Genomic DNA, 26,167 nt, shown 5'->3' with positions numbered 1-26,167 from the left:
ATCGCGTCCGGCCGGTCTCACACCCCCTTGCTGACCGAGCTCATGTTGAAGTCCGGGATCCGCAGCGCGGGCATCGCGGCGCGGGTGAAGTAGTCGCCCCACTCCCGCGGCAGCGTCGGCTCGGTGCGCCCCGCCTCGGTGGCGCGGGACAGCAGGCTCACCGGCGACTCGTTGAAGCGGAAGTTGTTCACCTCGCCGACGACCTCGCCGCCCTCCACCAGATACACCCCGTCCCGGGTCAGCCCGGTCAGCAGCAGGGTCGCCGGATCCACCTCGCGGATGTACCACAGGCAGGTCAGCAGCAGGCCCCGCTCGGTCGAGGCGACCATCTCCTCCAGCGAGCGGGTGCCGCCCCCGTCCAGGATCAGATTGTCGATCCCCGGGGCCAGGGGCAGCCCGGTCAGCTCCGCGGTGTGCCGGGTGGTGATCAGGTGCTCCAGCACCCCGTCCCGGATCCACTCGGTGGCGGGCAGCGGCAGCCCGTTGTCGAACACCGACGCGTCGTCCCCGGAGGAGTGCGCGATCACGAACGGCGCCGCCTCAAGACCCGGCTCACGCGGGTCGCTGCGCAGCGTCAGCGGCAGGTCCGACAGCGTGTCGCCGACCCGGGTGCCGCCGCCGGGCTTGCTGAAGACCGTACGGCCCTCCGCCGCGTCCCGGGCCGCCGAGGACCAGAACTGGTAGATCAGCAGATCGGCGACGGCGGTCGGGGGCAGCAGCGTCTCGTACCGGCCCGCCGGAAGGTCGACCTTCCGCTCGGCCCAGCGCAGCCGCCGGGCCAGCTCGGCGTCGATCGCGGCCGGGTCGACATCCGCGAAGTCGCGGGTCGCCCGCCCGGCCCAGGCCGAACGCGTCATGTCCGGCGACTTGGCGTTCAGCTCCAGCGTGCCGCTCGGCTGGTCATGGCGCAGCCGCAGCCCGCTGGAGGTGCCCAGATAGCTGGAGACCACCTCATGGTTGGCGAACCCGTACAGCTCCCGGCCGCCCGCGCGGGCCCGGGCGAACGCCTCGCCGAGCGCCGGGGCGAACGCCGCGAACACCTCCGAGGAGGTCTCGGCGGGGGAGTCGGTGAAGCCGGGGGAGGCGGGCGCGGCGGCCCCGGGCCCGACCAGCGGCTGGGCGTCCTCGGCCGGGCCCGCGTCCCGCGCGGCCGCCTCGGCGGCCCGTACCAGCGGCTCCAGCTCCCCGGCGGTCACCGCCGACCGGGACACCACCCCGGACGCGGTGCCCTCCGCGCCGTCCACGGTGGCCACCACCGTCAGGGTGCGGCCCCGGGTGACGCCGTTGGTGGTCAGCGCGTTGCCCGCCCAGCGCAGATGGGCGGTCGACGTCTCGTTCGCGATCACCACACAGCCGTCCGCGCGGGACAGCTCCAGGGCGCGCTCCACGATCTCGTGCGGCTTCACGCTCATGCTCCCGCCTCCTGGGTGGTGTTGAGGATGTTCACGCCGCGGAAGAGCGCGGACGGGCAGCCGTGCGAGACGGACGCGATCTGGCCGGGCTGCGCCTTGCCGCAGTTGAAGGCGCCGTGCAGGACATACGTCTGCGGGCCGCCAACGGCCGTCATCGAGCCCCAGAAGTCAGTCGTCGTCGCCTGGTACGCGAAGTCCCGCACCTGCCCCGCCAGCGCCCCGTTCCGGATGCGGTACGCGCGCTGCGCCGTGAACTGGAAGTTGTAGCGCTGCATATCGATCGACCAGGAGCGGTCGCCGACCAGATAGAGCCCGTTCTCGACATCGCCGATCAGCCCGTCCGTGGACGGTCCACTGGGATCCGGGCGCAGCGACACATTCGCCATCCGCTGCACCGGCACATGCCCCGGTGAATCGGCGTAAGCACAGCCGTTGGACCGCTGGAAACCCGTCAACCGGGCGATCCGGCGGTCCAGCTGGTATCCCACCAGCCTGCCGTCCTTCACCAGGTCCCAGGACTGCCCGGCCACGCCCTCGTCGTCATACCCGATCGTGGCCAGCCCGTGCTCGGCGGTCCGGTCACCGGTGACGTTCATGACCTCCGAGCCGTACCGCAGGCTGCCCAGCTTGTCGAAGGTCGCGAACGACGTCCCCGCGTACGCCGCCTCGTACCCCAGCGCCCGGTCCAGCTCGGTCGCGTGGCCGATCGACTCATGGATCGTCAGCCAGAGATTGGACGGATCGATCACCAGGTCGTACGAGCCCGGCTCGACCGACGGCGCCGCCATCTTCTCCGCCAGCAGCCCCGGCAGCTCCGCCAGCTCCGCGTCCCAGTCCCAGCCGTCGGCCCCGGTCAGGTACTCCCAGCCCCGCCCGACCGGCGGCGCCAGGGTCCGCATCGAGTCGAACTCGCCGCTCACCGGATCCACCGCCACCGCGGTCAGCTGCGGATGCAGCCGCACCCGCTGCTGGGTGGTCGTGGTGCCCGCCGTATCCGCGTAGAACTTGTTCTCATGGACGGTCAGCAGCGACGCGTCCGCGTGCGCCACCCCGTCCGCCGCCAGCAGCCGCCCGCTCCACTCGGCCAGCAGCCCGGTCTTCTCCGTGTCCGGCACCCCGAACGGGTCGATCTCGTACGACGACACCCACGTCCGGTCCGCGTGCACCGGCTCGTCCGCCAGCTCCACCCTCTCGTCCGACCCGGCCGCCTCGATCACCTTGGCCGACAGCTTCGCCATCGCCACCGCCCGCGAGGCCACCCGCGCCGCCGCGTCCATCGACAGATCCACCCCGGACGCGAACCCCCAACTCCCCCCGTGCACCACCCGCACCGCATACCCCAGGTCCGTGGTGTCGGACGACCCGGCGACCCGCGCGTCCCGCAACCGCCACGCGGCACTGCGCACCCGCTCGAACCGGAAGTCCGCATGCTCGGCCCCCAACGCCCGCGCCCGCGCGAGCGCCGCGTCGGCGAGCGCGTGCAGCGGCAACGTGAGGAAGGACGGATCGATCTCGTGCGACACGGGCGACCCCTTCGTCGATGGATGTCCGTCGGCAGTGAACCATGCCGCTACGACATTCGGTGGGTCCACCGCTTTACCGGGCCGGAGCCGGTCGGTCACCGCTCAGAGTCGTAGAACAGGCGTTCCATCACGGCGCGGGCGCGGCGGGTCGTGCGGCGGTAGTCGTCCAGCATCTCGCCGGCACGACCCGGGCCGTAGCCCAGGTAGCGGGCCACGGCCGCCAGTTCGCGGGCGTCGCTGGGGAAGGTGTCGCCGGGGCGGCCGCGGACCAGCATCACGCCGTTGCGGACCCGGCCGGCCAGCACCCACGCCTCGTCCAGGGTCCGGGCGTCGTCCCTGCCGATCAGACCGGCCGCGTGCGCGGCGGCCAGGGCGCGGCGGGTGCGGGTGGTGCGCAGGCCCGGTTCGGCGCGGCCGTAGCGCATCTGGAGGAGCTGGACCGTCCACGCGACATCGCTCAACCCGCCGCGGCCGAGCTTGGTGTGGGTGGTGGGATCGGCGCCGCGGGGCAGCCGCTCGGACTCCATCCGCGCCTTGAGCCGGCGGATCTCGCGGACCGCGTCCTCGTCCAGTCCCCGGGGCGGGTAGCGCAGCGGGTCGATCAGCTCGAGGAAACGCTCGCCGAGACCGGGGGCGCCCGCCACCGGGCGGGCCTTCAGCAGTGCCTGGAACTCCCACGTCCTGGCCCACCGCCGGTAGTACGCGGCATGGCTGGAGAGCGTCCGCACCAGCGGGCCGTCGCGTCCCTCCGGTCGCAGATCGGCATCGACCGGCCAGATGGTGCCCTCGACGGTCACATCCGAACAGATCCGCATCAGCCGCGAGGCCAGCGAGGTGGCGGCCCGGACGGCCTCGCTCTCCTCCACCCCGTCGATGGCCTCGGTGACGAAGATGACGTCCACGTCCGAGACGTAGTTCAGTTCGCGCCCGCCGCACGTACCCATCCCGATCACCGCGAGCCGGCAGGCCGCCGCGTCCTCGGGCCGCTCCTCCGCCGCGATCTCCAGTGCGGCGCGCAGGGTCGCGGTCGCCAGGTCCGCCAGTTCGGCGGCGGTCTGCGTGACGTCCGTGGTGCCGCACACATCGCGCGCGGTGATCGCCAGCAGTGCGCGGCGGTGGGCGACGCGCAGCGCGTCCGGCCGCGGCATCCCGGTCCCCGCCTCGCCCCAGATCCCCTCGGCCAGCGCCTGCTCGAACTCCGTGAGCGCCGGACGCAGACCGCCCGGTCTGCAGGTCGCCAGCGCGTGCCAGTCGTGCGGATGCCGGGCCAGGTGGTCGCCCAGCGCCCCGGACGCCCCGAGCACCCCCAGCAGCCGGTCCCGCAGCGGCTTCGTGGTGACCAGCGTGTCCAGTAACGCCTGCCGCGACTCGGCGCCCTCCTTGGCGTCCCCGCCCTCCGGAATCTCCGGGAGCGCCTCGATCAGCCGCACCAGCCCGCGCAGCGCCAGGTCGGGGTCGACGGTCGCCCCGAGCCCGTCGAGCAGCACCGAATCGCCGCGCACCCCGGCCAGTTCGAGCGCGTCCAGCAGTCGCCGGGCGGCCGGGGGGTCGGTGAAACCGTGCCGGGGCAACCGGGTGAATGTGCTGTTCATGCGTCCCTGCGATGGGGCCATGCGCGCCGTCTCCGTCCCTGTGGGCCCAGAACATTCCCAAGGGCCACGGTTACTTGCTGATACTCCCGCCGCACTGAGTAGGTCGTGCTGAGCCATCGCGGAATCAAATGCTTTTCATATCGAGCGGGTCGGATGGGGGTATTACCGCAGGGTCATCCGGCCCATTGTGTATGGCGATTCGGCGGTCGCCGCGCTCCACTTTTGCCTGGTGGGCAAAAGTGAGGCCGCCGATGAGCTTCCCCGCATCAGGTGAAACACCTGAATCCAGCGGAAAAAACGTATGAGTCGCCATCGAGGCCGGTCAAGACTGGGGCGATGAAACGTTGAGCGATACATTGATGTGCGAATCAGGGCAAAGTGGATTCGCTTGGCGTTGCATCCATGGGGTTTTGGACAACGCATTTATTCAATGCCCCCTCGGCGCAGCCGGGTGCTTCGGCGGCTCTTTGGGTCAATATTCACCAAGTGTTTATCCGTGTTTTAATTTACGAAGGGAGCGGTGGCCGGTTCCGATCCGGCTGCCCGTGTGAGTTCCCCACGGGCGGTAAAGTGATGTCCATCGCGGTAAAGGGATTCCCATCGCTACAGCCGTGACGCCTCGGGTTCGGCGGGTCGTGAACCGGTGGGGTGGCCGGAAAGCGAGGTGGGAGACATGGCGCAATGTGAGCGAGGAACGCGAACGCGCCTGGCACCGCATCACCCCGCGCTCCGGGTAGCGGCACGTCGTGCCGCCCGAGCACCCCGGACCACCCCCGCTTGCGCGGGGACCACTCCTCGATGCGGTCCCGGTCCGGTCCGGCCGGCGGACCCCGCCTGCGCAGGGACCACCGATTGTGCCAGGCGAATTTCGCGACGGCCGCCGGACCACCCCCGCCTGCGCGGGGACCACCGGCCAGGAGGGCCGCTACGACTACATGGCCGTGGACCACCCCCGCCTGCGCGGGAACCACCTCCTGAAGGTCCCCAACGTCTGACACCACGTCGGACCACCCCCGCCTGGGTAGGGGTGGTCCGTTCGAGCTGTCCTGGTACCGCATGATCACGCCGTGCTCCCCGCGCAGGCAGGGGTGGTCCGCAGACGTCGGCGTTCGCGGCGAACATCGCTGCGTGCTCCCCGCGCAGGCGGGGGTGGTCCGAACGCTGGGATGTAGGCACGCTGGGCGGCAAGGCACTCGCCGCGTGGGCGGGCTCGTGGCTGGTGTGTCGGTACGGTCGGCCATTTCGGTGATGCGATGGCGAAGCGGACGGGGCGCGGCGGCCAATGCCTGGTTTCTGTAGGAAGTCGACAGGGTCCGGCTGAAGCCCCTGTGCGTGCTCGATTCTCCGGAGCCGCCTGCGGCCCGATAGTTTTCGTTAGTGCAAGGGTCGGCACTCGTAGCTGTGCGGCAGTGGCGACCGGCATGACTTCTACAAGAGAGGGTGGTCCCTTGAGCCGCTCGGTTCTCGTCACCGGAGGCAACCGCGGCATCGGCCTCGCCATCGCCCGGGCCTTCGCCGACGCAGGCGACAAGGTCGCCATCACCTATCGGTCCGGTGAGCCGCCGGCCGGCTTCCTCGCGGTGAAGTGCGACATCACCGAGCCCGAGCAGGTCGAGCAGGCGTACAAGGAGATCGAGGAGAAGCACGGCACGGTCGAGGTTCTGGTGGCCAACGCCGGGGTCACCCGTGACCAGCTGCTGATGCGCATGTCGGAGGAGGACTTCTCCGCCGTCCTCGACACCAACCTCACCGGCACGTTCCGCATGGTCAAGCGGGCCAACCGGGGCATGCTGCGGGCCCGTAAGGGGCGCGTGGTGCTGATCTCGTCCGTGGTCGGGCTCATGGGCTCCGCCGGGCAGGCGAACTACGCCGCGTCCAAGGCGGGCCTGGTGGGCTTCGCCCGTTCGCTCGCGCGTGAGCTGGGCTCGCGGAACATCACCGTCAACGTGGTCGCGCCCGGTTTCGTCGACACGGACATGACGCGGGCGCTCAGCGACGAGCAGCGCGAGAACATCGTGAAGCAGGTGCCGCTCGCGCGCTACGCGCAGCCCGAGGAGATCGCCGCCTCGGTCCGCTTCCTGGCCTCCGACGAGGCCGCGTACATCACTGGAGCCGTCATCCCTGTCGACGGCGGATTGGGCATGGGTCACTGAACGTCATGAGTGGAATTCTCGCCGGTAAGCGCATCCTCGTCACGGGCGTCATCACCGAGTCCTCGATCGCCTTCCACACCGCGAAGCTCGCCCAGGAGGAGGGCGCCGAGGTCATCCTGACCGGCTTCGGCCGGGTCTCCCTCGTGGAGCGGATCGCCAAGCGGCTGCCCAAGCCCGCCCCGGTCATCGAGCTGGACGTGCAGAACCAGGAGCACCTCGACGGGCTCGCCGACAAGGTGCGCGAGCACCTGGGGGAGGGCGTCGGCCTCGACGGCGTCGTGCACTCCATCGCCTTCGGCCCGCAGGGCGCGTTCAACTTCCTGGAGGGCAGCTGGGAGGACGTCGGCACGGCCGTGCACGTCTCGGCGTACTCCCTCAAGGCGCTCACCATGGCCTGCCTGCCGGTCATGCCGCGCGGCGGCTCCATCGTGGGTCTGACCTTCGACGCCCAGTTCGCCTGGCCGAAGTACGACTGGATGGGCGTGGCCAAGGCCGCCCTGGAGTCCACCAGCCGTTACCTCGCCCGTGACCTGGGCGAGAAGAACGTGCGCTGCAACCTGGTCTCCGCCGGTCCCATCAAGTCCATGGCCGCGAAGTCCATCCCGGGCTTCGAGGAGCTGGCGGACGTGTGGAACCACCGGGCCCCGATCGGCTGGGACCTGACCGACCCGGAGCCGGCCGGCCGCGGTGTCGTCGCCCTGCTGTCCGACTGGTTCCCGCGCACCACGGGCGAGATCGTGCATGTCGATGGTGGCGTGCACATGATGGGCGCCTGAGTCACCGGACCTTCCGGCCGCCGCCCCGGACCCGCCTCGCGCGGGACGGGGCGGCGGCCGTTCGTATGGTGCTGGTCACCCGTTCGGACCAGCGAGCGGGCGGACGGATGGCGCGGCCCGCAGGGTGGAGTACGACACGACTCGCGGAGCGACAGCCCGGCCGAGGAGGTCCTGCCATGCGTACGCCCCGGCGCTTCGCGGTCGCCTCGATGGTCGTCGCCGCGGTCGGTTGCGCCCTCGCCGCCTCCAGCTCCGTCGCGCAGGAGCGCCCCCGGCCGCGCGAGGCCGCCTGCTCCACGTCGGTGCGCGGCTCGCACGCCAGGACCAGCTGCTTCAACCCCTACCCCGACGCCGACCGGGTGCAGCTGCACGTCGAATGCGCCCGCTGGTGGGACCCGGACATGGACAGCCGCCGGGTGGAGGTGGGCCCGGCGCAGCACGTGGAGCTGGACGAGCGCTGCTGGAAGGAGATCCGCAAGGCGTGGGTGACCCACCGGCGCCGGTGAGGCGGAGGTACGGGGGCTCAGCCGGCCTCGGGCGTGAGCCGGCAGGCGAAGGGGTGGGTGCTCGCCTCTGCCCCCGCCCGCTCCCCGTCCCGCTGCCGGATGGCCTCCACCAGCCGCGCGTGGTCCACGTACGCCTCGGGGCTCAGGCCGTCGGCCACGTCGGCGCGCAGGAAGTCCCGTACGACCGAGCCCAGGTCGGCGTAGAGCGCCGCCAGCACGTCGTTGTGGGCGGCGGCGACGATCGCCATGTGCAGCGTCGCGTCCGCCTCCACGAACGCGTCCCGGTCACCGGACTCCCAGGCCCGCTCGCGCCGGTCCAGCTGGGCGTCGATCTGCTTGACGTCCTGTTCGGTACGGCGCTCCGCGGCCAGCTGCGCTGCCTTCGTCTCCAGGGCGCTGCGCAGCTCCGCCACGTGCCGCGGCTCGGCGCTCGCGAAGCGGCGGTGCATCACCCCGGCCAGCTCGCTGGTCGCCAGGACGTACGTGCCCGAGCCCTGCCGGATGTCCAGCAGGCCGTTGTGCGCCAGCGCGCGGACCGCCTCGCGCACGGTGTTGCGCGCCACCCCGAGCTGCTCGACCAGTTCGGGCTCGGTCGGGATCCGCGAGCCCACCGGCCATTCGCCCGAGGTGATCTGGGCGCGCAGCTGGGCGATCACCTGGTCGGCGAGGACGGAGCGCTGGGGCGACGTCAGCGGCATGACTCTCCTGTGCCTGGGACTGGGTCTGGGACTGGGTCTGGAAACGGGGGATTCCATGATGCCGTCCCGTTGTCACCTGGCGGTTACGTATCGACTGGACAGCAATTCATCCCATGATTCTATGATGGTCGGCATGTCTCATGACGACCTCGCGACGCTCGACACCGCGGCCCGCGCCCGACGGGACCACGAACCGCTCCCCGCGCCCTCGCCGTGGCGCCGCCGCATCGTGGTCGTCGGCCTGCTGCTGGCCGCGCTCAACCTGCGCCCCGCCGTCACCAGCCTGGGCCCGCTCCTGAAGGAGGTCCGGGACGACCTCGGCATGAGCGGAACCATCGCCGGACTGCTCACCTCGATGCCCGCGGCCTGCTTCGCCGTCTTCGGCGTCACCGCGCCCCGGCTGGCCCGCCGCTTCGGGCCCGGAGCCGTCGTCTGCACCGGTCTCGCGGCCATCGCCACGGGCCTGGCGCTGCGCCCGTTCGCGGGCGGCACGGTGGCCTTCCTGTGCGCCAGCGCGCTCGGCCTGGCCGGGATCGCGGTCAGCAACATCCTGATGCCGGTGATCGTCAAGGGCTGGTTCCCGGACCGGGTCGGCACCATGACCGGCCTCTACTCCATGGGGCTGTCGCTGGGCACGGCCAGCGCCGCCGCCATCACGGTGCCCATGACCGACGCGCTGGGCGGCAGCTGGCGGGCCGGACTCGGGGTGTGGGCGGTGCTCGCCGGGGTCGCGATGCTGCCCTGGCTGTTCCTCGCCCGCGACCGTGACCACCGCCCCTCCGAGCAGCCGGCCGCGCCCGACCCCGCCGCCGACCCGTCCGCGTCCGGCCCGGCGGCTCCCGCCATCCGGATCACCCGCAGCCCCACCGCCTGGGCGATGGCCGTCTTCTTCGGCCTCCAGTCCACGGCCGCGTACATCACCATGGGCTGGATGCCGCAGATCTTCCGTGACGCGGGGGTCTCCGCCTCCACCTCCGGGGTGCTGCTCGCGGTCATCATGGCCATGGGCGTCCCGCTGGCCTTCGTCCTGCCCCGCACGGCGGCCCGGCTGCGCAACCAGGGCGTGCTGGCCGTGGTGCTCGGCGTCTGCGGGCTCATCGGCTACGCGGGGCTGTGGCTGGCCCCGGTCGGCGGGGCCTGGGTGTGGGCCGTCCTGCTCGGCGTCGCCAACTGCGCCTTCCCGCTCGCCCTCACGATGATCAGTATGCGGGCGAGGACCAGCGCGGGCGTGGTCCGGCTCTCCGCCTTCGCCCAGAGCACCGGCTATCTGCTGTCCATCCCCGGCCCGCTGCTGGTCGGCGCGCTGTACCAGCACAGCGGCGGCTGGGGGCCGCCGCTGGCGCTGATGGCCGGGCTCATGGTGCCGCAGATCGTGACGGGCCTGATCGCCGGGCGTGACCGCACCCTCGAGGACGAGATGTGACCGGCGGGTGGGACACTGGCGTCATGCCAGTGCTCGATGAGAACCCGCCGGACGGCCAGAAGAAGCTCCTCCTCATCCTGGGCGTGATGCTCGGGATCACGGTGGTCATCGGCGTGATCGCCACCATCGCCTCTCCCTGACGCCCGCCCGCACGGGCACGCCCCGCCCGCGGGGTGGGGCCGGCCCCACCATCCCCTAGGGGGTGAGGGTCAGGGGGAACTGGGTGGATCACCGGATGGGAACGGGCCCGCCCGCTCCGTACCGTCGAACCATCCGAAGCAGCGTGGTTCCCCGACCGGAGGCGATCCTCATGTCCGCCCGCACCCCCACCCGGCCCGCGACCCCGGCGGACGGGGGCATGGACGCCCGGCTGCCGTGGTGGGCCCTCGCGCTGCCCGCCCTCGCCTTCGCGGCGCTGCTGCTCCTGGTCGCCGGGCCCTCCGACGCGCAGGCCGCGAGCGGGCCCGGCGCCCTCTCGCAGTTCCTGGAGCTGCTGCGCCAGGTCCTCGGCCACCAGGGGGCGTGACCGACGGTGCGCGGGAGCGTTCGCCTCGTGCGCTCACTTAGGTGAGCACCGTTTCAACACCCTGCGCCTCGCCAGCCGTTTCATGCGAAGCTGGGACGCATGAGCGTCGATGTGCCCCGCAGGATTGTCATTCTCCGACACGCCAAGGCCGACTGGCCCGAGGTGGCGGACCATGAGCGGCCGCTCGCGGAGCGCGGCCGCAAGGACGCCCCACTCGCCGGGCGCCGGCTCACCGAAGCCGGTCTGGTCCCCGAACTGACCCTCTGCTCCACGGCCGTGCGCACCCGGGAGACCTGGAAGCTCGTGGTCCACGAGCTGCCCCAGCGCCCCAAGACGGTGTACGAGGAGCGGCTGTACGACGCCTCACTCGGCGAGCTGATCGCGGTACTCAACGAGACGTCCGACGAGATCACCGACCTGCTGGTGGTCGGCCACAACCCCGGGGTGCACGCCCTCGCCGACGCCCTCGCGGGCCGGGCCGCGGAGGGCACCCGGGAGCGGATGGCCCGCACCGGCTTCCCCACCTCCGCCATCGCCGTGGTGACGTTCAACGGCTCGTGGAAGTCGGTGGAGCACGGCGTCGGCCGCCTCGACGACTTCTGGGCGCCGCACGAGTAGACCCCGCCGCCGTACCGTTCCGCCGCCGTACCGTTCCGCCCGCCTCGGAAGCGAGGCGGGCGGAACGGGAGTGGGTCAGGGGAGCGGTCAGTCCTCCACGTGCGCGTCCGCGGCCTCGACCTCGTCACGGGTCACGCCGAGCAGATACAGCACGGTGTCCAGGAACGGCACGTTCACCGCGGTGTGCGCGGCCTCCCGTACGACCGGCTTGGCGTTGAAGGCCACCCCGAGCCCGGCCGCGTTGAGCATGTCCAGGTCATTCGCCCCGTCGCCGATCGCGACGGTCTGCACCAGCGGCACCCCCGCCTCGGCCGCGAAGCGCCGCAGCAGCCGGGCCTTGCCCGCCCGGTCCACCACCTCGCCGATCACGCGCCCGGTGAGCTTGCCGTCCGCGACCTCCAGGGTGTTGGCGGAGGCGAAGTCCAGCCCCAGCCGCTCCTTGAGATCATCGGTGACCTGGGTGAAGCCGCCCGAGACCACCCCCACCTGGTAGCCCAGGCGCTTGAGCGTACGGATCAGGGTGCGGGCGCCGGGCGTCAGCCGGACCTCCGCGCGCACCTTCTCCACCACCGACTCGTCGATCCCCGCCAGCAGCGCGACCCGCGCGTGCAGCGACTGCTCGAAGTCCAGCTCACCGCGCATCGCCCGGGCGGTGACCTCGGCGACCTCGGCCTCGCAGCCCGCGTGGGCCGCGAACAGCTCGATCACCTCGTCCTGGATCAGCGTGGAGTCGACGTCCATGACCACCAGCCGCTGCGCCCGGCGCTGCAGCCCCGACGCCACGACCGCCACATCGACCCCGATATCGGCGGCCTCGGTGGCCAGCGCGGTGCGCAGCGGCTCCGTCTCGGCCCCGGAGACCTCGAATTCCACGGCCGTCACCGGATACTTCGCCAGCCGGAAAATACGGTCGATGTTGCCGCCGGTGCCGGTGATGCGGGACGCGATCGCGGCCACCGCCTCGGCGGTCAGCGGATGCCCCAGCACGGTGACGTGCGAGCGGCCGGTGCCGCGCGGCCGGTTGTCGCCCCGGCCGGAGATGATCTCGGCCTGCATCCGCAGCGACTCGGCCCAGGTGTGCACGGTGGACCGCAGCTCGCCCTCGGCCCCGTCGCCCTTGGGGGCCGTGACCAGCACGCACAGCACGATGCGGCCCCGGGTGACGACCTGCTCTATGTCGACTATGTCCACGCCGTACCCGGCGAGGGTGTCGCAGAGCCCGGCGGTGAGGCCGGGGCGGTCCTTGCCGAAGATCTTGACAAGGAGGGTGGGATCGTCGTCGGCTGGGACGGTGGTGGCAGGGGGGATCTGCGATGCGCTCATGGTCTTCCCACCGTATCCGGCCGCCCCCGTCCGGCGCGCGGCAGCCCGCGTCGTGGACGGCCGCGCGCTGCGGAACGTTCATCTGCCGGACGTCGCCCCGTCACCGCCCTCGGAGTGGTCATGGCCGTGCCAAATGGCCCGGATCATCCACGGTCGGCAGCATCCGGGCGTGCTTATCGCTTTCCTGGGGTTTTCCGGATGAACCAACATGCCCGAGTTGCCGTCTTGCTCAAAACCCGACTTCCGGTTAAGCGGCTGAGCCTGAAATAGTTCCTCACGATGTTCGCCATCCCTAGACTCCCTGACAGGGGGTAGCTCGGGGGACAACTAGTGGGGCATGGAGTGCCGGAACTCGTACTGGAATTGAACGGACGGACCTGGACGCTTGATCCATCCAGGTCATACAGCGTGGGGCGTGACCCACAGGGCGACATGGTGCTGGACGACGCCAGAGTCTCCTGGCGGCACGCCACGGTGCGCTGGGGCGGGCGCAGTTGGATCGTTGAAGATCACGGCAGCACCAACGGCACTTATGTGCAGGGGCAGCGAATCCAACAGGTGGAAATCGGCCCGGGTGCGGCCGTCCATCTCGGCAACGCGACGGACGGCCCGCGGCTGAACGTTTCGGGGGCGGGGGCCGGGGCGGCCGCGGGCGCCGCCGCGTACAGCCCGCAGGGAGCGGCGCAGCAGGCGCAGCGGCCCCAGCAGTATCAGCAGCCCCCACAGCAGCCCTACCACCAGCAGCCCGGCGCGGGCTGGCCGCAGCAGGGCCAGCAGCCCCAGGGGTGGCAGCAGCCCCCGCAGCAGCAGCCGTTCGTACCGCAGCAACAGAGCCCGCGCGACAACTTCGCGCAGAACGGCAGCGGCGGCGGACCCGGCGGCCCCGGCGGACAGGGCGGCCCCGGCGGTTCCGCTGACGCGCGGTCCGGCCAGGGCGACCGCAGCCCGACCACGTTCCACCAGCTGGACGCGGGCCGGGTGATGCGCATCGGCCGTGCGCTGGAGAACGAACTGGTCGTCTCCGACCTCCAGGTCTCCCGCAACCACGCCGAGTTCCGGGCGCTGCCCGACGGCCGCTTCGAGATCCGCGACCTCGGCAGCCACAACGGTACGTACGTCAACGGCCAGCCGGTCCGTCAGCAGGTGATCGGCCCGAACGACACCGTCGGCGTCGGTCACTCCACCTTCCGGCTGGTCGGCGACCGGCTCGAGGAGTTCGTCGACACCGGTGACGTCTCCTTCTCGGCCCGCCACCTCACCGTCACCGTCGACGGCGGCAAGCAGATCCTCAAGGACGTCTCCTTCGGCGTCCCCGAGAAGTCGCTGATCGCGGTCATCGGCCCGTCCGGCTCCGGCAAGTCGACGCTGCTGAAGGCGCTCACCGGCTACCGTCCGGCCAACGAGGGCGACGTCCTCTACGACAACCGGAACCTCTACAAGCAGTTCGCCGAGCTGCGCCAGCGCATCGGTCTGGTCCCGCAGGACGACATCCTGCACAAGGAGCTGACCGTCCAGAAGGCCCTCCGGTACGCCGCCAAGCTCCGCTTCCCCGGCGACACCGCGACCGCCGAGCGCGAGGCCCGGATCGACGAGGTGCTGCGCGAGCTGAAGCTCGACATCCACCGGGACAAGAAGGTCACCGCGCTCTCCGGCGGCCAGCGCAAGCGGGTCTCGGTCGCGCTGGAGCTGCTCACCAAGCCGTCGCTGATCTTCCTGGACGAGCCGACCTCCGGTCTCGACCCGGGCATGGACCGCGACGTCATGCAGCTGCTGCGCGGCCTCGCCGACGACGGCCGCACCGTCCTGGTGGTCACCCACTCGGTCGCCGAGCTGGCGCTGTGCGACAAGCTGCTGGTGATGGCGCCGGGCGGTTCGGTGGCCTACTTCGGTCCGCCGAACGAGGCGCTCAACTTCTTCGGCTACGACAGCTGGGCGGACGTCTTCTCGGCGTTCGAGAACTACCGCGACTACGACTGGTCGGGCCGCTGGCGCGGTTCGCAGCACTACCAGATGTACGCCGCGGACATCGACGCCGTCGCCCCGCAGTCCGTCGATGTGCAGGCGCCGCCCGCGCGGATGCAGAAGTCGCAGAGCTGGGGCTCCCAGCTGTGGACCCTGATACGGCGCTACGTCTCCGTCATCGCGTCCGACCGCGGCTTCATGGCGCTGATGGTGATCCTGCCCGCCGTGCTCGGCGCGGTCAGTACCGTGATCCCGTCGGACTTCGGCTTCACCAGAGCGCCCAAGGGCCAGTTCAACCAGGACTCCGGCACGATCACCCTGATTCTCGTGGTCGGCATGTGCTTCTCGGGCGCGGCCAATTCCGTACGAGAACTGATCAAGGAACGGGTGATCTACGAACGGGAACGGGCCGTCGGGCTGTCCCGCTCCGCCTATCTGATGTCCAAGGTGATCGTGCTCGGCGTGATCACCGCCTTCCAGGGCGTGATCATCAGCGCCATCGGCTTCTCGACCCGTGAGCTGCCCGACGAGGCGCTGATCATGCCGCCGGCCGTCGAGATGTGCGTGGCCATCATCGCGATCGGCTTCACCTCGATGATGGTGGGCCTGGTGATCTCCGCGCTGGTGAAGACCGCCGAGAAGACCATGCCGCTGCTGGTCATGTTCGCGATCATCCAGGTCGTCTTCACCGGCATCCTGTTCAAGATCTACGGATCGCCCGGCATCGAGCAGTTCGCGTATCTGATGCCCGCCCGCTGGGCGGTCGGCGCGGTCGGCGCGACGCTGGACCTCGGCCCCGGCCCGGGCCATCTGATGGCGCCGTGGGACCGCAAGAAGCCGCTGGACACGGACCCGCTGTGGGAGCACACCACCGCCCAGTGGAGCATCGACATGGGCATCCTGCTGGTGCTCGGCATCATCTGCGCGGTCGCGGTCGCGCGGCTCCTGCGCCGCCATGAGCCGGAGGTCATGCGCAAGTAGCGGTAACCGGCACCGCACGGCCGAAGGGCGGCGGCACCCCTCGCACACAGGGGGTGCCGCCGCCCTTCGGCGTGTGCACGCCGGGCTCTTAGTACGGGCCGTTGACGTTGTCGATGGAGCCGTACCGGTCGGCCGCGTAGTTGCACGCGGCGACGATGTTGGCGACCGGGTCGTACTGGTCGAAGGGCGTGCCCGGGACGTGGTAGGTCTGGAAGGTCGGGAGGATGACCTGGAGCAGACCCTTCGACGGGACGCCGTTCCGGGCGTTGATGTCGTAGTTGTTGATCGCCCGCGGGTTACCGCCGGACTCCCGGATGATGTTGCGGTGGATGCCCTCGTAGGTGCCCGGGATGTTGTGCTTCTTCATGATGTCGAGGGATTCCCGGATCCAGCCGTCGAGGTTGTCCGGGTAGGTCTTCTTGGCGGCGGCTGCGAGCTTGGCGCGCGCGGCGGCACGGCTCGCGGCCTCCTTGGCGGCGCGCTCCTTTGCGGCCTGCGCCGCGGCGGCCTTCTTGGCGGCCGCCTCGGCGGCGGCCTTCTTCGCCGCCGCTGCCTCCGCGGCCTTCTTCGCGGCCGCTGCCTCAGCGGCCTTCTTCTGCGCGGCCTCCGCCTGCGCCTGCTTGCTGGCCAGGGTGGCCTGCTTGAGCAGTACCTCCTGCTGGGCCTTGCTGTCGACCTTCTGCGAGCTCCAGGAGGCCGGCTTCGCCGGCAGTTCCTGGGCCGTCGGTTTGGCGTCGGCGTTGCCACCGGGGACGAGCGCGAAGGCCAGGGCGGCAGCGCCGGCCGCGGCTATGCCGGCGGCGGAGTACTTGGTTGTCTTCGTCAGTCGGGTGTAGCCGGGAATACTGGGCAGGGGCATGGCGGAGTAGACCTCTTCCAATCGCTATGTGTCGCAGGCCAAATCGGCGCCTTGTACGCCGTGTCTGGATCTACGGCGCCGTGCGACTGGGGGAAATTCTTAGCGGTCGCAAAAAGCTGTGGCAAAGGTGTGACGTACGATCCTGCTTAGTGGGTAAGTAGGTCTTCCCTGGCCGTGCGGGCGGGCGTTGTCCCCGCTCATGCCGGGTTAAAACATCCACTAACTGCCTTCGTAAGTGATATACGTCCTGTGTCAGGGGTCACATTGCAGAGTCTTTAATATCGCGAGGTGTGCCCGCGCAAATGCGGAGTGTCGCCGAATTTCCCGCTCTTGTAACGGCGCTCTCCGGGCGCCCCCAATACTTCCCTCGCCCTAGGTCTCAGGTCGCAATGAAGCGCGGCGGCAAGGCCGATACGCCCGCTGTCGCGGCGCCGGTACGGTGAGGCCCATGACCAAAGGACCGGGCGGTGGAGCCGGGGCGGGCCTGGCCTGGGTGAGCAGTGCGCTCCTCGCGATGAGCCGACATCTGGAAGTCCGGGATGTCCTAAAGACCATCGTTGTGTCCGCCCGTGAGCTGCTCGACGCGGAGTACTCGGCGCTGGGGGTTCCGGACGACCATGGGGGCTTCGCCCAGTTCGTAGTAGATGGCGTCAGTGACGAGCAGTGGAAGGCCATCGGGCCGCTGCCCCGCCAGCACGGGATCCTCGCCGCGATGCTCGAGGACGCGACCCCGCAGCGGCTGGCCGATGTCCGGCGGGATCCGCGCTTCGAGGGCTGGCCGCCGGAGCATCCGGACATGTCGGACTTCATCGGACTGCCCATCGCGGACGGCGAGGAAGTCCTCGGCGCCCTCTTCCTGGCCAACAAGCGATGCGCGAAACCGGAGGGCGGCTGCGGCTTCACCCCCGAGGACGAGGAACTGCTGGCCATCCTCGCCCAGCACGCCGCCATCGCCCTCACCAACGCCCGGCTCTACGAGCGCAGCCGGGAGCTGACCATCGCCGGGGAGCGCGCCCGGCTCGCCCATGAGCTGCACGACGCCGTCGCCCAGAAGCTCTTCTCGCTGCGGCTGACCGCCCAGGCCGCCGCCGCGCTCGTCGACCGCGACCGGGTCCGCGCCAAGGAGGAGCTGCAGCAGGTGGCGGCCCTCGCCGCCGAGGCCGCGGACGAGCTGCGCTCCGCCGTCGTGGAGCTGCGCCCCGCCGCGCTCGACGAGGACGGCCTGGTCGCGACCCTGCGCACCCAGGTGCAGGTCCTGGACCGGGCCCACACCGCCCGGGTCACCTTCGAGGCCCTGGGCGTACGGGCGCTGCCCGCCTCCCAGGAGGAGGCCCTGCTGCGGGTGGCCCAGGAGGCCCTGCACAACGCGCTGCGCCACGCCGGCGCCCGGCAGGTCGACGTCACCCTCTCCCGGCACGGCCAGGGCGCCCTGCTGCGGGTGACCGACGACGGCAGTGGCTTCGACCCCTCGGCGGTGCGCCGGGCGGGGCGGCACCTGGGACTGGTGTCGATGCGCGACCGGGCGAGCGGCGTCGGCGGCGGACTGACCGTGGAGTCGGCACCCGGCAAGGGAACCGTGATCGAGATGGAGGTGCCCGGTGGCTGAGCGACGGGACGGGGCGGCGATCCGGGTGCTGCTCGTCGACGACCACCAGGTGGTGCGGCGGGGCCTGCGGACCTTCCTGGAGGTGCAGGACGACATCGACGTCGTCGGCGAGGCCTCGGACGGGGGGGAGGGCATCGCCCGGGCCGAGGAGCTGCGCCCCGACATCGTCCTGATGGACGTCAAGATGCCCGGCGTCGACGGCATCGAGGCGCTGCGCAAGCTGCGCGACCTCGGCAACCCGGCCCGGGTACTGGTCGTGACGAGTTTCACCGAGAAGCGCACCGTGGTCCCCGCCCTGCGCGCGGGCGCCGCCGGCTACGTCTACAAGGACGTCGACCCCGACGCCCTCGCGAGCGCCATACGGTCCGTCCACGCCGGGCACGTGGTGCTCCAGCCCGAGGTGGCCGACGCGCTGCTCACCCAGGACGAGGCGGGCGGCGGCCAGGGGCGCGGGGGTTCCCTCACCGACCGGGAGCGGGAGGTGCTGGGGCTGATCGCGGACGGCCGGTCGAACCGGGAGATCGCCCGCGCGCTCGTACTGTCCGAAAAGACCGTAAAGACACATGTGTCCAACATCCTTATGAAGTTGGACCTCGCCGACCGCACTCAGGCCGCGCTCTGGGCGGTACGCCATGGAATCGGAGCATGAACAGCGTTTCTCCGTGCAATCACACCAACGTGTGTATGTCACCCGAACAGCGCAACTCCGCCCGCCCCGGGCCGTTCTTCACGGCGTACTGCGGCGATTCGCCGCAGCGACGCGCTATGGACGAAGGGTCTTGAGAAGTGAAGAACATCAAGAGGATCGCTGCCATCACCATCGCGGCCGGCGGTCTCGCCGTCGCCGGTGCGGGTATCGCCTCCGCCCAGGACGGCCCCATGGCCGACGGCGGGGCGACGATGTCCCCGGGCGTCGTGTCGGGCAACAACGCCCAGGTGCCCGTCCATGTGCCGGTCGGCGTCTGCGGCAACACCATCAACGTCATCGGGTCGATGAACCCCGGCTCCTGCGACTGAGCCCACCCCTTTAGGGCAGAGGCACCGCTCACCACCCCGGCCGGCCCCGGAGGCACCCGCCTCCGGGGCCGGCCCCATGCGGTCACGGCGTCAGAACCCGCCCCGCTCCAGCTCCTCCACATACGCGTTGTACGCCGCCACCTGGGCCCGTCGCGCCGTGCGCTCCACCGGCCGCAGCGCCTCCGCGCGGGCCGTGATCTCCGACGCGCTCACCGCCGCGCCGTGATCCTTGCCGTCCCCGCCCGGCGCGTACGCGATGCCGACCAGCGCGCCCACCCGCTGCGCCAGCTCCAGCACCCGCAGGGCCCGCGGCGGATAGCCCGGCGCCAGCACCTCACGCCCCCGCTCGGCCCGCGCTCGGTACGCCTCCAGCGCCGCCTGGGCGGCCGGACCGGCCCCGGCCACATTCAGCCGGGAGAGCACCTCGGTCGCCTCCCGCAGCGCCTCGGCCAGCTCCCGCTCGGCCTCGCCGAGCGACGGCACATCCGCCGGCGGCGCCTCCCGCACCGGCAGACAGCGCCACACCACCTCGACGTGCTGATCGCCCTCGGGCCCCACCGCCGACACCTCGGGCACCAGGCCCAGCGCCACCCCCGTGGCCAGCACCGCCTCGCCCGCGTCGAGCGCCTTCGCGTTGAACTCCGGCGGCCCGCTCAGCCCCAGCGGATGCCCCGCTACCGGCAGCGCCACCCGCAGCCCCTTGGCCCCGAGCGCTCTCAGCCGCCCCAGCGCCAGCGTCAGTCCGACCGGCCCGGACTCGCCGGGCAGCTCCGCCACCCGGTGCGACGCGTCCTCCCCGGCGATCCGGTGCGCGGCGTCGTCCGGCGGGACAAGTCCGGCGAGAAGGGCATTTCCCCAGGCTGCGAGGCGCCCTGAACGTGGTTCATCGAGCATGGAACCAGCCTAAGGACTGCCACCGACAACGCGTGGCGTAGGTTTTCCTCTGGGGGCTGCGCCCACAGGCGCACGCGACACTCGAGACTGCAATGGGAGACAACGCGCTCATGAGCGAGGTTCTGGAGCTGGTGGACGTATCCGTGGTCCGCGACGGTCGGGCTCTGGTGGACGACGTCTCCTGGTCGATCAAGGAAGGGGAGCGCTGGGTGATCCTCGGCCCCAACGGTGCCGGGAAGACCACCCTGCTCAACCTCGCGTCGAGCTATCTCTTCCCGAGTGCCGGGTCCGCCCGGATCCTCGGCGAGCAGCTCGGCGCCGTCGACGTCTTCGACCTGCGCCCGCGCATCGGCATGGCGGGCATCGCCATGGCCGAGAAGCTGCCGCGCAGCCAGACCGTCCTGCAGACCGTGCTCACCGCCGCGTACGGCATGACCGCGCACTGGCAGGAGAACTACGACCAGGTCGACGAGACCCGGGCCCGGGCCTTCCTGGACCGCCTCGGCATGAACGAGTACCTCGACCGCAAGTTCGGCACCCTCTCCGAGGGTGAGCGCAAGCGCACCCTCATCGCCCGCGCGATGATGACCGACCCCGAGCTGCTGCTCCTCGACGAGCCGGCGGCAGGGCTCGACCTCGGCGGCCGCGAGGACCTCGTACGCCGCCTCGGACGGCTCGCCCGCGACCCGTACGCGCCGTCGATGATCATGGTGACACATCATGTCGAGGAAATCCCCCCGGGCGTCACCCATGTTCTGATGATCCGTCAGGGCAAGGTGCTCACCGCCGGGCCCATCGACATGGAGCTGACCTCCCGTAACCTCTCGCGCTGCTTCGGGCTCCCGCTGCTCGTCGAGCGCAACGGCGACCGCTGGACCGCCCAGGGCCTGCCGCTGACCTGAAACCGCCCTCCGACGGCCTGAACCCCCGCCCCGAACACGGCGCGTGCCCCGGCAACCCGAATCGCGCCCTGTTCCCTGACGGACCCCGAGAACTACCATGACCTTGTGGATCCGTGGGTGTGGTGGCTGATCGCCGCCGTAGGACTGGGCATTCCGCTCGTGCTGACCGCGATGCCCGAATTCGGGATGGTCGCGGTCGGCGCGGTCGCCGGTGCGATCACCGACGCGCTCGGCGGCGGCGTCGTGCTCCAGGTCATCGTCTTCTGTGCCGTCTCGGTCGCGCTGGTCGCCGTCGTCCGCCCGATGGCGGTCCGCAGCCGGCGGCAGCAACCCGGGCTGCGCAGCGGCGTCGAGGCGCTGAAAGGCCGGCAGGCCGTCGTCCTCGAGCGCGTCGACGACAGCGGCGACGGACGCATCAAGCTGGCCGGCGAGATCTGGTCCGCCCGCTCACTCGACCCCGGCCAGACCTATGAACCGGGCCAGCAGGTCGACGTCGTCGAGATCGACGGCGCCACCGCCGTCGTCATGTAGACGTCGTAGTACCAAGAGCTGAGCCCCACCCCGCTCAGCTGCGGAGTCGGCCGTCGATCTGACAGACTCCACCCACAAGACCGGACCTGATCATCCCGATCATCCAGAAGCACGCATGAAGGGCACGGGGAGCCGCTGTGGAACCGATCATCATCGTCCTGATCATCCTGGTGGTGCTCGTCTTCATCGCACTGATCAAGACGATCCAGGTCATCCCGCAGGCCAGTGCCGCCATCGTGGAACGCTTCGGCCGCTACACGCGCACCCTCAACGCGGGCCTCAACATCGTCGTCCCGTTCATCGACTCGATCCGCAACCGCGTCGATCTCCGCGAACAGGTCGTCCCGTTCCCGCCGCAGCCGGTGATCACCCAGGACAACCTGGTGGTGAACATCGACACGGTCATCTACTACCAGGTGACCGACGCCCGGGCCGCGACCTACGAGGTCGCCAGCTACATCCAGGCGATCGAGCAGCTGACCGTCACCACCCTGCGGAACATCATCGGCGGCATGGACCTGGAGCGCACCCTGACCTCCCGTGAGGAGATCAACGCGGCGCTGCGCGGCGTCCTCGACGAGGCCACCGGCAAGTGGGGCATCCGCGTCAACCGCGTCGAGCTGAAGGCCATCGAGCCGCCGACCTCCATCCAGGACTCGATGGAGAAGCAGATGCGCGCCGACCGTGACAAGCGCGCCGCGATCCTCCAGGCCGAAGGTGTCCGGCAGTCCGAGATCCTGCGCGCCGAGGGTGAGAAGCAGTCCGCGATCCTACGGGCCGAGGGTGAGTCCAAGGCCGCCGCGCTGCGCGCCGAGGGCGAGGCCCAGGCGATCCGTACGGTCTTCGAGTCCATCCACGCCGGAGACCCGGACCAGAAGCTGCTGTCCTACCAGTACCTCCAGATGCTGCCGAAGATCGCCGAGGGCGACGCCAACAAGCTCTGGATCGTGCCCAGCGAGATCGGCGACGCCCTCAAGGGCCTCGGCGGGGCCATGGGGAACTTCGGCCCACTGACCGGCGGGAACGGCGGCGGCGCCCCCGCCGCCCCGGCGCCCACCGGCAAGGAGGCCGCCCCGCGCCGCGAGCAGCCGAGGATCGACTGACCGGCACCGAGCGGCACCGACCGACGCCGAAGGGCCGGTACCCCGCGGGGTACCGGCCCTTCGGCCGTACCGACCCTTACGACGGGCTCAGGCGGGCAGCGACAGCCACTCCGGCAGCCCGTCCCGCTCCGCCGCCCCCAGCGCCAGCAGCAGCGCGTCCGAAGGCGTCGGCTCGAACGGCGAGTTGAGCAGCCGCATTCCCGCCTGCTCCGGAGTCCGGTCCGCCTTGCGGTGGTTGTCCTCCGCACACGACGCGACGGTGTTCAGCCAGGTGTCACCGCCCCCGCGCGACCGCGGCACCACATGGTCCACGGTCGTCGCCCGCCGCCCGCAGTACGCGCACCGGTGCTGATCCCGCACCAGCACCCCGCGCCGCGACCACGCGGCCCGTCTTCGGAACGGCACCCGTACGTAACGGCACAGCCGGATCACCCGCGGCAGCGGCAGATCGACCTCCGCGGCGCGCACCCGCAGCCCGGGATGGGCGCGTTCGACGACGGCCTTCTCCTGCAGGACCAGCACCACCGCACGCCGCAGCGTCACCGTCGACAGCGGCTCGAAGCTCGCGTTCAGAACCAGCGTCTCGCGCATCCCGACCACCTCCCCGTCCCGGCCGCGCCCGCCGCTCCGTGACGGGCGGGCCGGGATCAACTCTGGCCGGGAGGATGGCCGAGGACAACGCAATTTCGCGGCGTCAGCCCGCCGCGGGCACCTCGTACTCACCGATCAGGTGCGCCCGGCCCAGCGTGTGGAACCGCAGGTTGAAGCCGACGACCGCGGGCGTCGCGTCGGCGTCCGGGCCCAGCTTCTCGGTGTCCACCGCGTACACCGTGAACACATAGCGGTGCGGCCCGTCCCCGGGCGGCGGCGCGGCCCCGCCGAAGTCCCGGGTGCCGAAGTCGTTACGGGCGTGCACGGCACCCTCGGGCAGCCCCGCGAAGCCACCGCCGCCCGCTCCGGCCGGCAGCTCCGTCACGGTCGCCGGAATGTCGAACAGCACCCAGTGCCAGAACCCGCTGCCGGTCGGCGCGTCCGGGTCGAAGCAGGTGACGGCGAAGCTCTTCGTCCCCTCCGGGAAACCCTCCCAGCGCAGCTGCGGCGAGGTGTTCCCCTCCGCCTGCACCTGGGCGGACGGCAGCGTGCCGCCCGCCTCCACATCGTCGCTCACCACCGTGAACGACGGCACCGGCGGATGGAAGTCATGGGGGAGCGGACGCCGGTTCTGATCGGACACGTCGAAAACCTCCTGATGATCGTGGTTGATCAGCTGTCCGGCCAGCCTAACGAGACCGGACCGGCGCGGGCTGGCACCATGGCGCCCATGACCGGCCCGACCCCCGTCCTCCCCCTGCACCTCGACGGTGTGCACGACAAGGACGGCTTCCTCGAGCGCTGCGCCCGGGACCTGCGCTTCCCCGACTGGTACGGGCACAACTGGGACGCGCTCGCCGACTGCCTCACCGACCTGTCCTGGTGGGGCGAGGGCGCCGAGCCCAGCGGCTATCTGCTGCGGGTCCGGGGCTGGACGGCGTTCCGCGACGCCGCACCTGAGGCCGCGGCCATCGCGGCGGACATCCTCAGCGACGCCGTGACGTACTGGTCGGCCCGCGGCACACCGCTGACCATCTGGTACGACGACGGCCCGGACACATAGCGCGCGGGGCGCGCATCGAACCATCCGGCGCACGCCCCGCGGCATCGGCGAGAGGTCAGAACCAGTTGCGCTTGCCGCCGACCTCGGCGAGCCACTGGTTCAGATACGCGGCCCAGTCCGTCTCCTGGTAGGCGTTCAGGCCGACCGTGAAGGACCGGTAGGAGTCGCTGCCCGAGCTGAACAGCCCCGGCTTCTTGTCCATCTCCAGGACGACGTCCATCTCGCGGTCGTCCGCGACGAAGGACAGCTCCACCTGGTTGAGCCCCCGGTACTGCTGCGGCGCGTGGAACTCGATCTCCTGGTAGAAGGGCAGCCGCTGGCGCGTGCCGCGGATGTGCCCCTTCTCCAAGTCGGCGCTCTTGAACCGGAAACCGAGCGCACCGAACGCGTCCAGAATGGCCTGCTGGGCGGGCAGCGGATGCACATTGACGGGGTCCAGGTCGCCCGAGTCCACCGCACGCGCGATCGCCAGCTCCGTCGTCACCCCCACGTTCATCCCGGTCAGATGGTGCCCCAGGAACATCGTGACCGGCGTCTCCCAGGGGATCTCCAGACCGAACTGCACCGCATGCACCGCACCCGGCTGCACCTCGAACGCGCCGCCCAGCTGCTGCCGGGTGAACTCGATGTCCTGCTTGTGCTCCTGGTCGTCCCGCTCCACCTCGACCCGGGCTTGCAGACCGACGGAGAGCCCCTCGATCTGCTGCGCGACGGAGCCCCCCTGGATCCGGACCTCACCCTGAACGACGCCACCCGGGACGACGTTCTCCTCGGTCAGTACCGTCTCCACCGAGGCGCCACCGGCACCCAGACTCGCGAGCAGCTTCTTGAAGCCCATGTTCTCCCTCTCAAGCACGCTTCGGCGCCGACGCTTTCGCGCCACGACTCGATCGCGTCGATCGCTGTTGAACAGTAGATACGCGGAACAGCCCTCGGCGGTTCCGCAGGTCATACCCTTGCAGCGGGACCGGCCCGGCTCCAACCACCGCCACCTATCGGTTCCACTACGCTCGGAACGCGTGACTGACGGAGCCGAAGTGACCGATGGACCCGACCGCACGCCGCTGGCCCGTACCTTCTTCGACCGCCCGGTCCTGGAGGTCGCGTCGGACCTGCTCGGCCGAACCCTCGTACGCCGCACACCGGAGGGCCCGATCGCCGTGCGCCTGACCGAGGTGGAGGCGTACGCGGGCCTGGCCGACCCCGGCTCGCACGCCTACCGCGGCCGCACCGAGCGCAACGCCGTGATGTTCGGCCCCCCGGGCCATGCGTATGTCTACTTCACCTACGGCATGTGGCATTGCCTCAACCTGGTCTGCGGACCGGAGGGCTCCCCGAGCGGGGTGCTGCTGCGCGCGGGGGAGGTGCTGTACGGGCACGAGCACGCCCATGAGCGTCGGCCGAAGGCGCGCAACGACCATGAACTGGCCAAGGGTCCCGCCCGGCTGGCCACGGCACTCGGGGTCGACCGCCGACTGGACGGCGCCGATGTGTGCGCGGGCCCGGAGGCCCCGCTGGAAATACTCGCGGGCTGCCCCGCCCGGCCCGAACAGGTGCTCAGCGGACCCCGCACCGGGGTCGGCGGCGAGGGCGCGACCCATCCGTGGCGCTTCTGGATCGACGGGGAGCCCTCGGTGAGCCCGTACCGGGCGCACACCCCGAGGCGCCGCGATCGGACGCGCCGTCAGGTGGGAACTTGACTCCGGCCGGCCGGGGGCCTAACGTAGCCCGAGCCGCTTGAGACGGGCAGCGCTGTCGGCACGACCAGCAGGTCGGGTTACAGCAGCCCCGGGGCGGCCAACCACTACTGACACTTCCCGAACAGGGTTCTATTTCGCTGCGCGAAATCATGCCCCGGGGCTCCGATTAGGAGCTGAGCGGGAAATTCGCTAAAGTGGTGGACACGCCGGAAGGCGCGAAAGACCCCGCTCCAGCAGGGGGGCCGGAAACGGAATTCGGACCGGAAACGGAACGGAAAACGGATCTGGTAAGGTTGGAAACACGAAAGACCGAAGGGAAAAGCCCGGAGAAACCGGTGATACGGTTTCAAAGGAAGCGTCCGTTCCTTGAGAACTCAACAGCGTGCCAAAAGTCAACGCCAGATATGT

Annotated in this window: 28 protein-coding genes; 18 read left to right on the top strand and 10 right to left on the bottom strand. The window is 70.8% G+C overall.

The features are described 5' to 3' along the window. Nucleotides 1-17: 17 nt before the first annotated feature. The 3 genes from ABZ562_RS35595 to ABZ562_RS35585 form a co-directional block, all read right to left on the bottom strand. Nucleotides 18-1,412 (bottom strand): metallopeptidase TldD-related protein, encoded by a 1,395-nt coding sequence (locus ABZ562_RS35595; protein ID WP_361487968.1) that lies wholly within the window; start codon nt 1,410-1,412, stop codon nt 18-20. Next, a complete protein-coding gene (locus tag ABZ562_RS35590; protein ID WP_361487965.1) occupies nt 1,409-2,935 on the bottom strand; it encodes a TldD/PmbA family protein in 1,527 nt (508 codons plus the stop codon). Before ABZ562_RS35590 ends, ABZ562_RS35595 begins: the two co-directional genes overlap by 4 nt. A gap of 95 nt (nt 2,936-3,030) precedes the next feature. Next, complete coding sequence (locus ABZ562_RS35585; RefSeq protein WP_361487962.1) at nt 3,031-4,548, bottom strand: hypothetical protein; 1,518 nt, start codon at nt 4,546-4,548, stop codon at nt 3,031-3,033. Nucleotides 4,549-5,381: 833 nt separating this feature from the next. On the opposite strand from ABZ562_RS35585, the gene ABZ562_RS35580 reads away from it, so the two are divergent. The 4 genes from ABZ562_RS35580 to ABZ562_RS35565 all read left to right on the top strand — a co-directional run bounded on the left by ABZ562_RS35580 (nt 5,382) and on the right by ABZ562_RS35565 (nt 7,962). Continuing rightward, entirely contained in the window at nt 5,382-5,522 is a 141-nt protein-coding gene (locus ABZ562_RS35580) for a hypothetical protein (RefSeq protein WP_361487960.1), read from the top strand. Nucleotides 5,523-5,975: 453 nt separating this feature from the next. Beyond that, the gene (gene fabG / locus ABZ562_RS35575; protein ID WP_055554041.1) at nt 5,976-6,680 is read left to right on the top strand and encodes a 3-oxoacyl-[acyl-carrier-protein] reductase; all 705 of its coding nucleotides are present in this window, start codon (nt 5,976-5,978) and stop codon (nt 6,678-6,680) included. Nucleotides 6,681-6,685: 5 nt separating this feature from the next. After that, entirely contained in the window at nt 6,686-7,456 is a 771-nt protein-coding gene (fabI, locus tag ABZ562_RS35570) for an enoyl-ACP reductase FabI (protein WP_361487957.1), read from the top strand. Nucleotides 7,457-7,632: 176 nt separating this feature from the next. Further along, nucleotides 7,633-7,962 (top strand): hypothetical protein, encoded by a 330-nt coding sequence (locus ABZ562_RS35565; protein WP_361487954.1) that lies wholly within the window; start codon nt 7,633-7,635, stop codon nt 7,960-7,962. Nucleotides 7,963-7,979: 17 nt separating this feature from the next. Here the strand turns inward: ABZ562_RS35565 and ABZ562_RS35560 are convergent, their stop codons facing one another. Then, nucleotides 7,980-8,660: a FadR/GntR family transcriptional regulator gene (locus tag ABZ562_RS35560; protein WP_361487951.1), complete on the bottom strand. Its 681-nt coding sequence runs from the start codon at nt 8,658-8,660 to the stop codon at nt 7,980-7,982. Between the two features lie 133 nt (nt 8,661-8,793). Here ABZ562_RS35560 and ABZ562_RS35555 point away from each other — a divergent pair, with 133 nt between their 5' ends. From ABZ562_RS35555 to ABZ562_RS35540, 4 genes are all read left to right on the top strand, one after another. Continuing rightward, nucleotides 8,794-10,083, top strand: coding sequence for an MFS transporter (locus tag ABZ562_RS35555; protein WP_361487948.1), 1,290 nt, complete (start codon nt 8,794-8,796; stop codon nt 10,081-10,083). A gap of 23 nt (nt 10,084-10,106) precedes the next feature. Continuing rightward, complete coding sequence (locus ABZ562_RS35550) at nt 10,107-10,223, top strand: SGM_5486 family transporter-associated protein (protein WP_267892818.1); 117 nt, start codon at nt 10,107-10,109, stop codon at nt 10,221-10,223. A 170-nt stretch (nt 10,224-10,393) separates the two neighbouring features. Next, nucleotides 10,394-10,609, top strand: a complete 216-nt coding sequence (locus tag ABZ562_RS35545; RefSeq protein WP_361487945.1) for a hypothetical protein — start codon at nt 10,394-10,396, stop codon at nt 10,607-10,609. Between the two features lie 99 nt (nt 10,610-10,708). Beyond that, the gene (locus ABZ562_RS35540) at nt 10,709-11,227 is read left to right on the top strand and encodes a histidine phosphatase family protein (protein ID WP_361487942.1); all 519 of its coding nucleotides are present in this window, start codon (nt 10,709-10,711) and stop codon (nt 11,225-11,227) included. A gap of 87 nt (nt 11,228-11,314) precedes the next feature. Here ABZ562_RS35540 and serB read toward each other — a convergent pair whose 3' ends face one another. After that, nucleotides 11,315-12,550, bottom strand: coding sequence for a phosphoserine phosphatase SerB (gene serB / locus ABZ562_RS35535; protein ID WP_361487940.1), 1,236 nt, complete (start codon nt 12,548-12,550; stop codon nt 11,315-11,317). A gap of 330 nt (nt 12,551-12,880) precedes the next feature. On the opposite strand from serB, the gene ABZ562_RS35530 reads away from it, so the two are divergent. Beyond that, nucleotides 12,881-15,493 (top strand): FHA domain-containing protein, encoded by a 2,613-nt coding sequence (locus ABZ562_RS35530; RefSeq protein ID WP_361487937.1) that lies wholly within the window; start codon nt 12,881-12,883, stop codon nt 15,491-15,493. Nucleotides 15,494-15,581: 88 nt separating this feature from the next. On the opposite strand, the gene ABZ562_RS35525 is transcribed toward ABZ562_RS35530, so the two are convergent. Then, the gene (locus tag ABZ562_RS35525; RefSeq protein WP_361487935.1) at nt 15,582-16,352 is read right to left on the bottom strand and encodes a lytic transglycosylase; all 771 of its coding nucleotides are present in this window, start codon (nt 16,350-16,352) and stop codon (nt 15,582-15,584) included. Nucleotides 16,353-16,800: 448 nt separating this feature from the next. Between ABZ562_RS35525 and ABZ562_RS35520 the strand changes: the two genes are divergently transcribed. The 3 genes from ABZ562_RS35520 to ABZ562_RS35510 all read left to right on the top strand — a co-directional run bounded on the left by ABZ562_RS35520 (nt 16,801) and on the right by ABZ562_RS35510 (nt 18,975). Then, complete coding sequence (locus ABZ562_RS35520; protein ID WP_361487932.1) at nt 16,801-17,958, top strand: GAF domain-containing sensor histidine kinase; 1,158 nt, start codon at nt 16,801-16,803, stop codon at nt 17,956-17,958. Next, nucleotides 17,951-18,607, top strand: a complete 657-nt coding sequence (locus ABZ562_RS35515; protein ID WP_361487930.1) for a response regulator transcription factor — start codon at nt 17,951-17,953, stop codon at nt 18,605-18,607. The genes ABZ562_RS35520 and ABZ562_RS35515 overlap by 8 nt, the downstream gene beginning before the upstream one ends. Before the next feature lie 137 nt (nt 18,608-18,744). Continuing rightward, nucleotides 18,745-18,975 (top strand): chaplin, encoded by a 231-nt coding sequence (locus ABZ562_RS35510; RefSeq protein WP_361487928.1) that lies wholly within the window; start codon nt 18,745-18,747, stop codon nt 18,973-18,975. 90 nt (nt 18,976-19,065) lie between these two features. Here ABZ562_RS35510 and ABZ562_RS35505 read toward each other — a convergent pair whose 3' ends face one another. Beyond that, complete coding sequence (locus ABZ562_RS35505; RefSeq protein ID WP_361487925.1) at nt 19,066-19,869, bottom strand: hypothetical protein; 804 nt, start codon at nt 19,867-19,869, stop codon at nt 19,066-19,068. 110 nt (nt 19,870-19,979) lie between these two features. Between ABZ562_RS35505 and ABZ562_RS35500 the strand changes: the two genes are divergently transcribed. From ABZ562_RS35500 to ABZ562_RS35490, 3 genes are all read left to right on the top strand, one after another. Continuing rightward, nucleotides 19,980-20,771 carry an ABC transporter ATP-binding protein gene (locus tag ABZ562_RS35500; RefSeq protein WP_361487922.1) on the top strand — a complete coding sequence of 264 codons (792 nt, stop codon included), beginning with the start codon at nt 19,980-19,982 and terminating at the stop codon, nt 20,769-20,771. Between the two features lie 105 nt (nt 20,772-20,876). After that, complete coding sequence (locus ABZ562_RS35495) at nt 20,877-21,302, top strand: NfeD family protein (protein ID WP_361487920.1); 426 nt, start codon at nt 20,877-20,879, stop codon at nt 21,300-21,302. Between the two features lie 137 nt (nt 21,303-21,439). Further along, nucleotides 21,440-22,405 carry an SPFH domain-containing protein gene (locus ABZ562_RS35490; protein WP_361487917.1) on the top strand — a complete coding sequence of 322 codons (966 nt, stop codon included), beginning with the start codon at nt 21,440-21,442 and terminating at the stop codon, nt 22,403-22,405. A gap of 87 nt (nt 22,406-22,492) precedes the next feature. Here ABZ562_RS35490 and ABZ562_RS35485 read toward each other — a convergent pair whose 3' ends face one another. Together ABZ562_RS35485 and ABZ562_RS35480 are read right to left on the bottom strand one after the other, a co-directional pair. After that, nucleotides 22,493-22,996 (bottom strand): HNH endonuclease, encoded by a 504-nt coding sequence (locus tag ABZ562_RS35485; RefSeq protein WP_361487914.1) that lies wholly within the window; start codon nt 22,994-22,996, stop codon nt 22,493-22,495. A 103-nt stretch (nt 22,997-23,099) separates the two neighbouring features. After that, nucleotides 23,100-23,639: a YbhB/YbcL family Raf kinase inhibitor-like protein gene (locus tag ABZ562_RS35480; RefSeq protein WP_055554014.1), complete on the bottom strand. Its 540-nt coding sequence runs from the start codon at nt 23,637-23,639 to the stop codon at nt 23,100-23,102. Nucleotides 23,640-23,717: 78 nt separating this feature from the next. On the opposite strand from ABZ562_RS35480, the gene ABZ562_RS35475 reads away from it, so the two are divergent. Further along, nucleotides 23,718-24,059, top strand: coding sequence for a barstar family protein (locus ABZ562_RS35475; protein ID WP_361487911.1), 342 nt, complete (start codon nt 23,718-23,720; stop codon nt 24,057-24,059). A 55-nt stretch (nt 24,060-24,114) separates the two neighbouring features. Here ABZ562_RS35475 and ABZ562_RS35470 read toward each other — a convergent pair whose 3' ends face one another. Continuing rightward, complete coding sequence (locus ABZ562_RS35470; RefSeq protein WP_361487908.1) at nt 24,115-24,897, bottom strand: sporulation protein; 783 nt, start codon at nt 24,895-24,897, stop codon at nt 24,115-24,117. Nucleotides 24,898-25,096: 199 nt separating this feature from the next. Between ABZ562_RS35470 and ABZ562_RS35465 the strand changes: the two genes are divergently transcribed. Then, nucleotides 25,097-25,759 (top strand): DNA-3-methyladenine glycosylase, encoded by a 663-nt coding sequence (locus ABZ562_RS35465; protein ID WP_361487906.1) that lies wholly within the window; start codon nt 25,097-25,099, stop codon nt 25,757-25,759. 197 nt (nt 25,760-25,956) lie between these two features. Then, on the top strand, nt 25,957-26,167 hold a 211-nt coding region (locus tag ABZ562_RS35460; RefSeq protein WP_361487904.1), incomplete at its 3' end, for a hypothetical protein.

This window comes from Streptomyces sp. NPDC019937 (assembly GCF_040631655.1).
Classification (GTDB): domain Bacteria; phylum Actinomycetota; class Actinomycetes; order Streptomycetales; family Streptomycetaceae; genus Streptomyces.
Note: the sequence above shows the minus strand (reverse complement) of the source record. Positions and strands in the feature narration are given on the sequence as shown.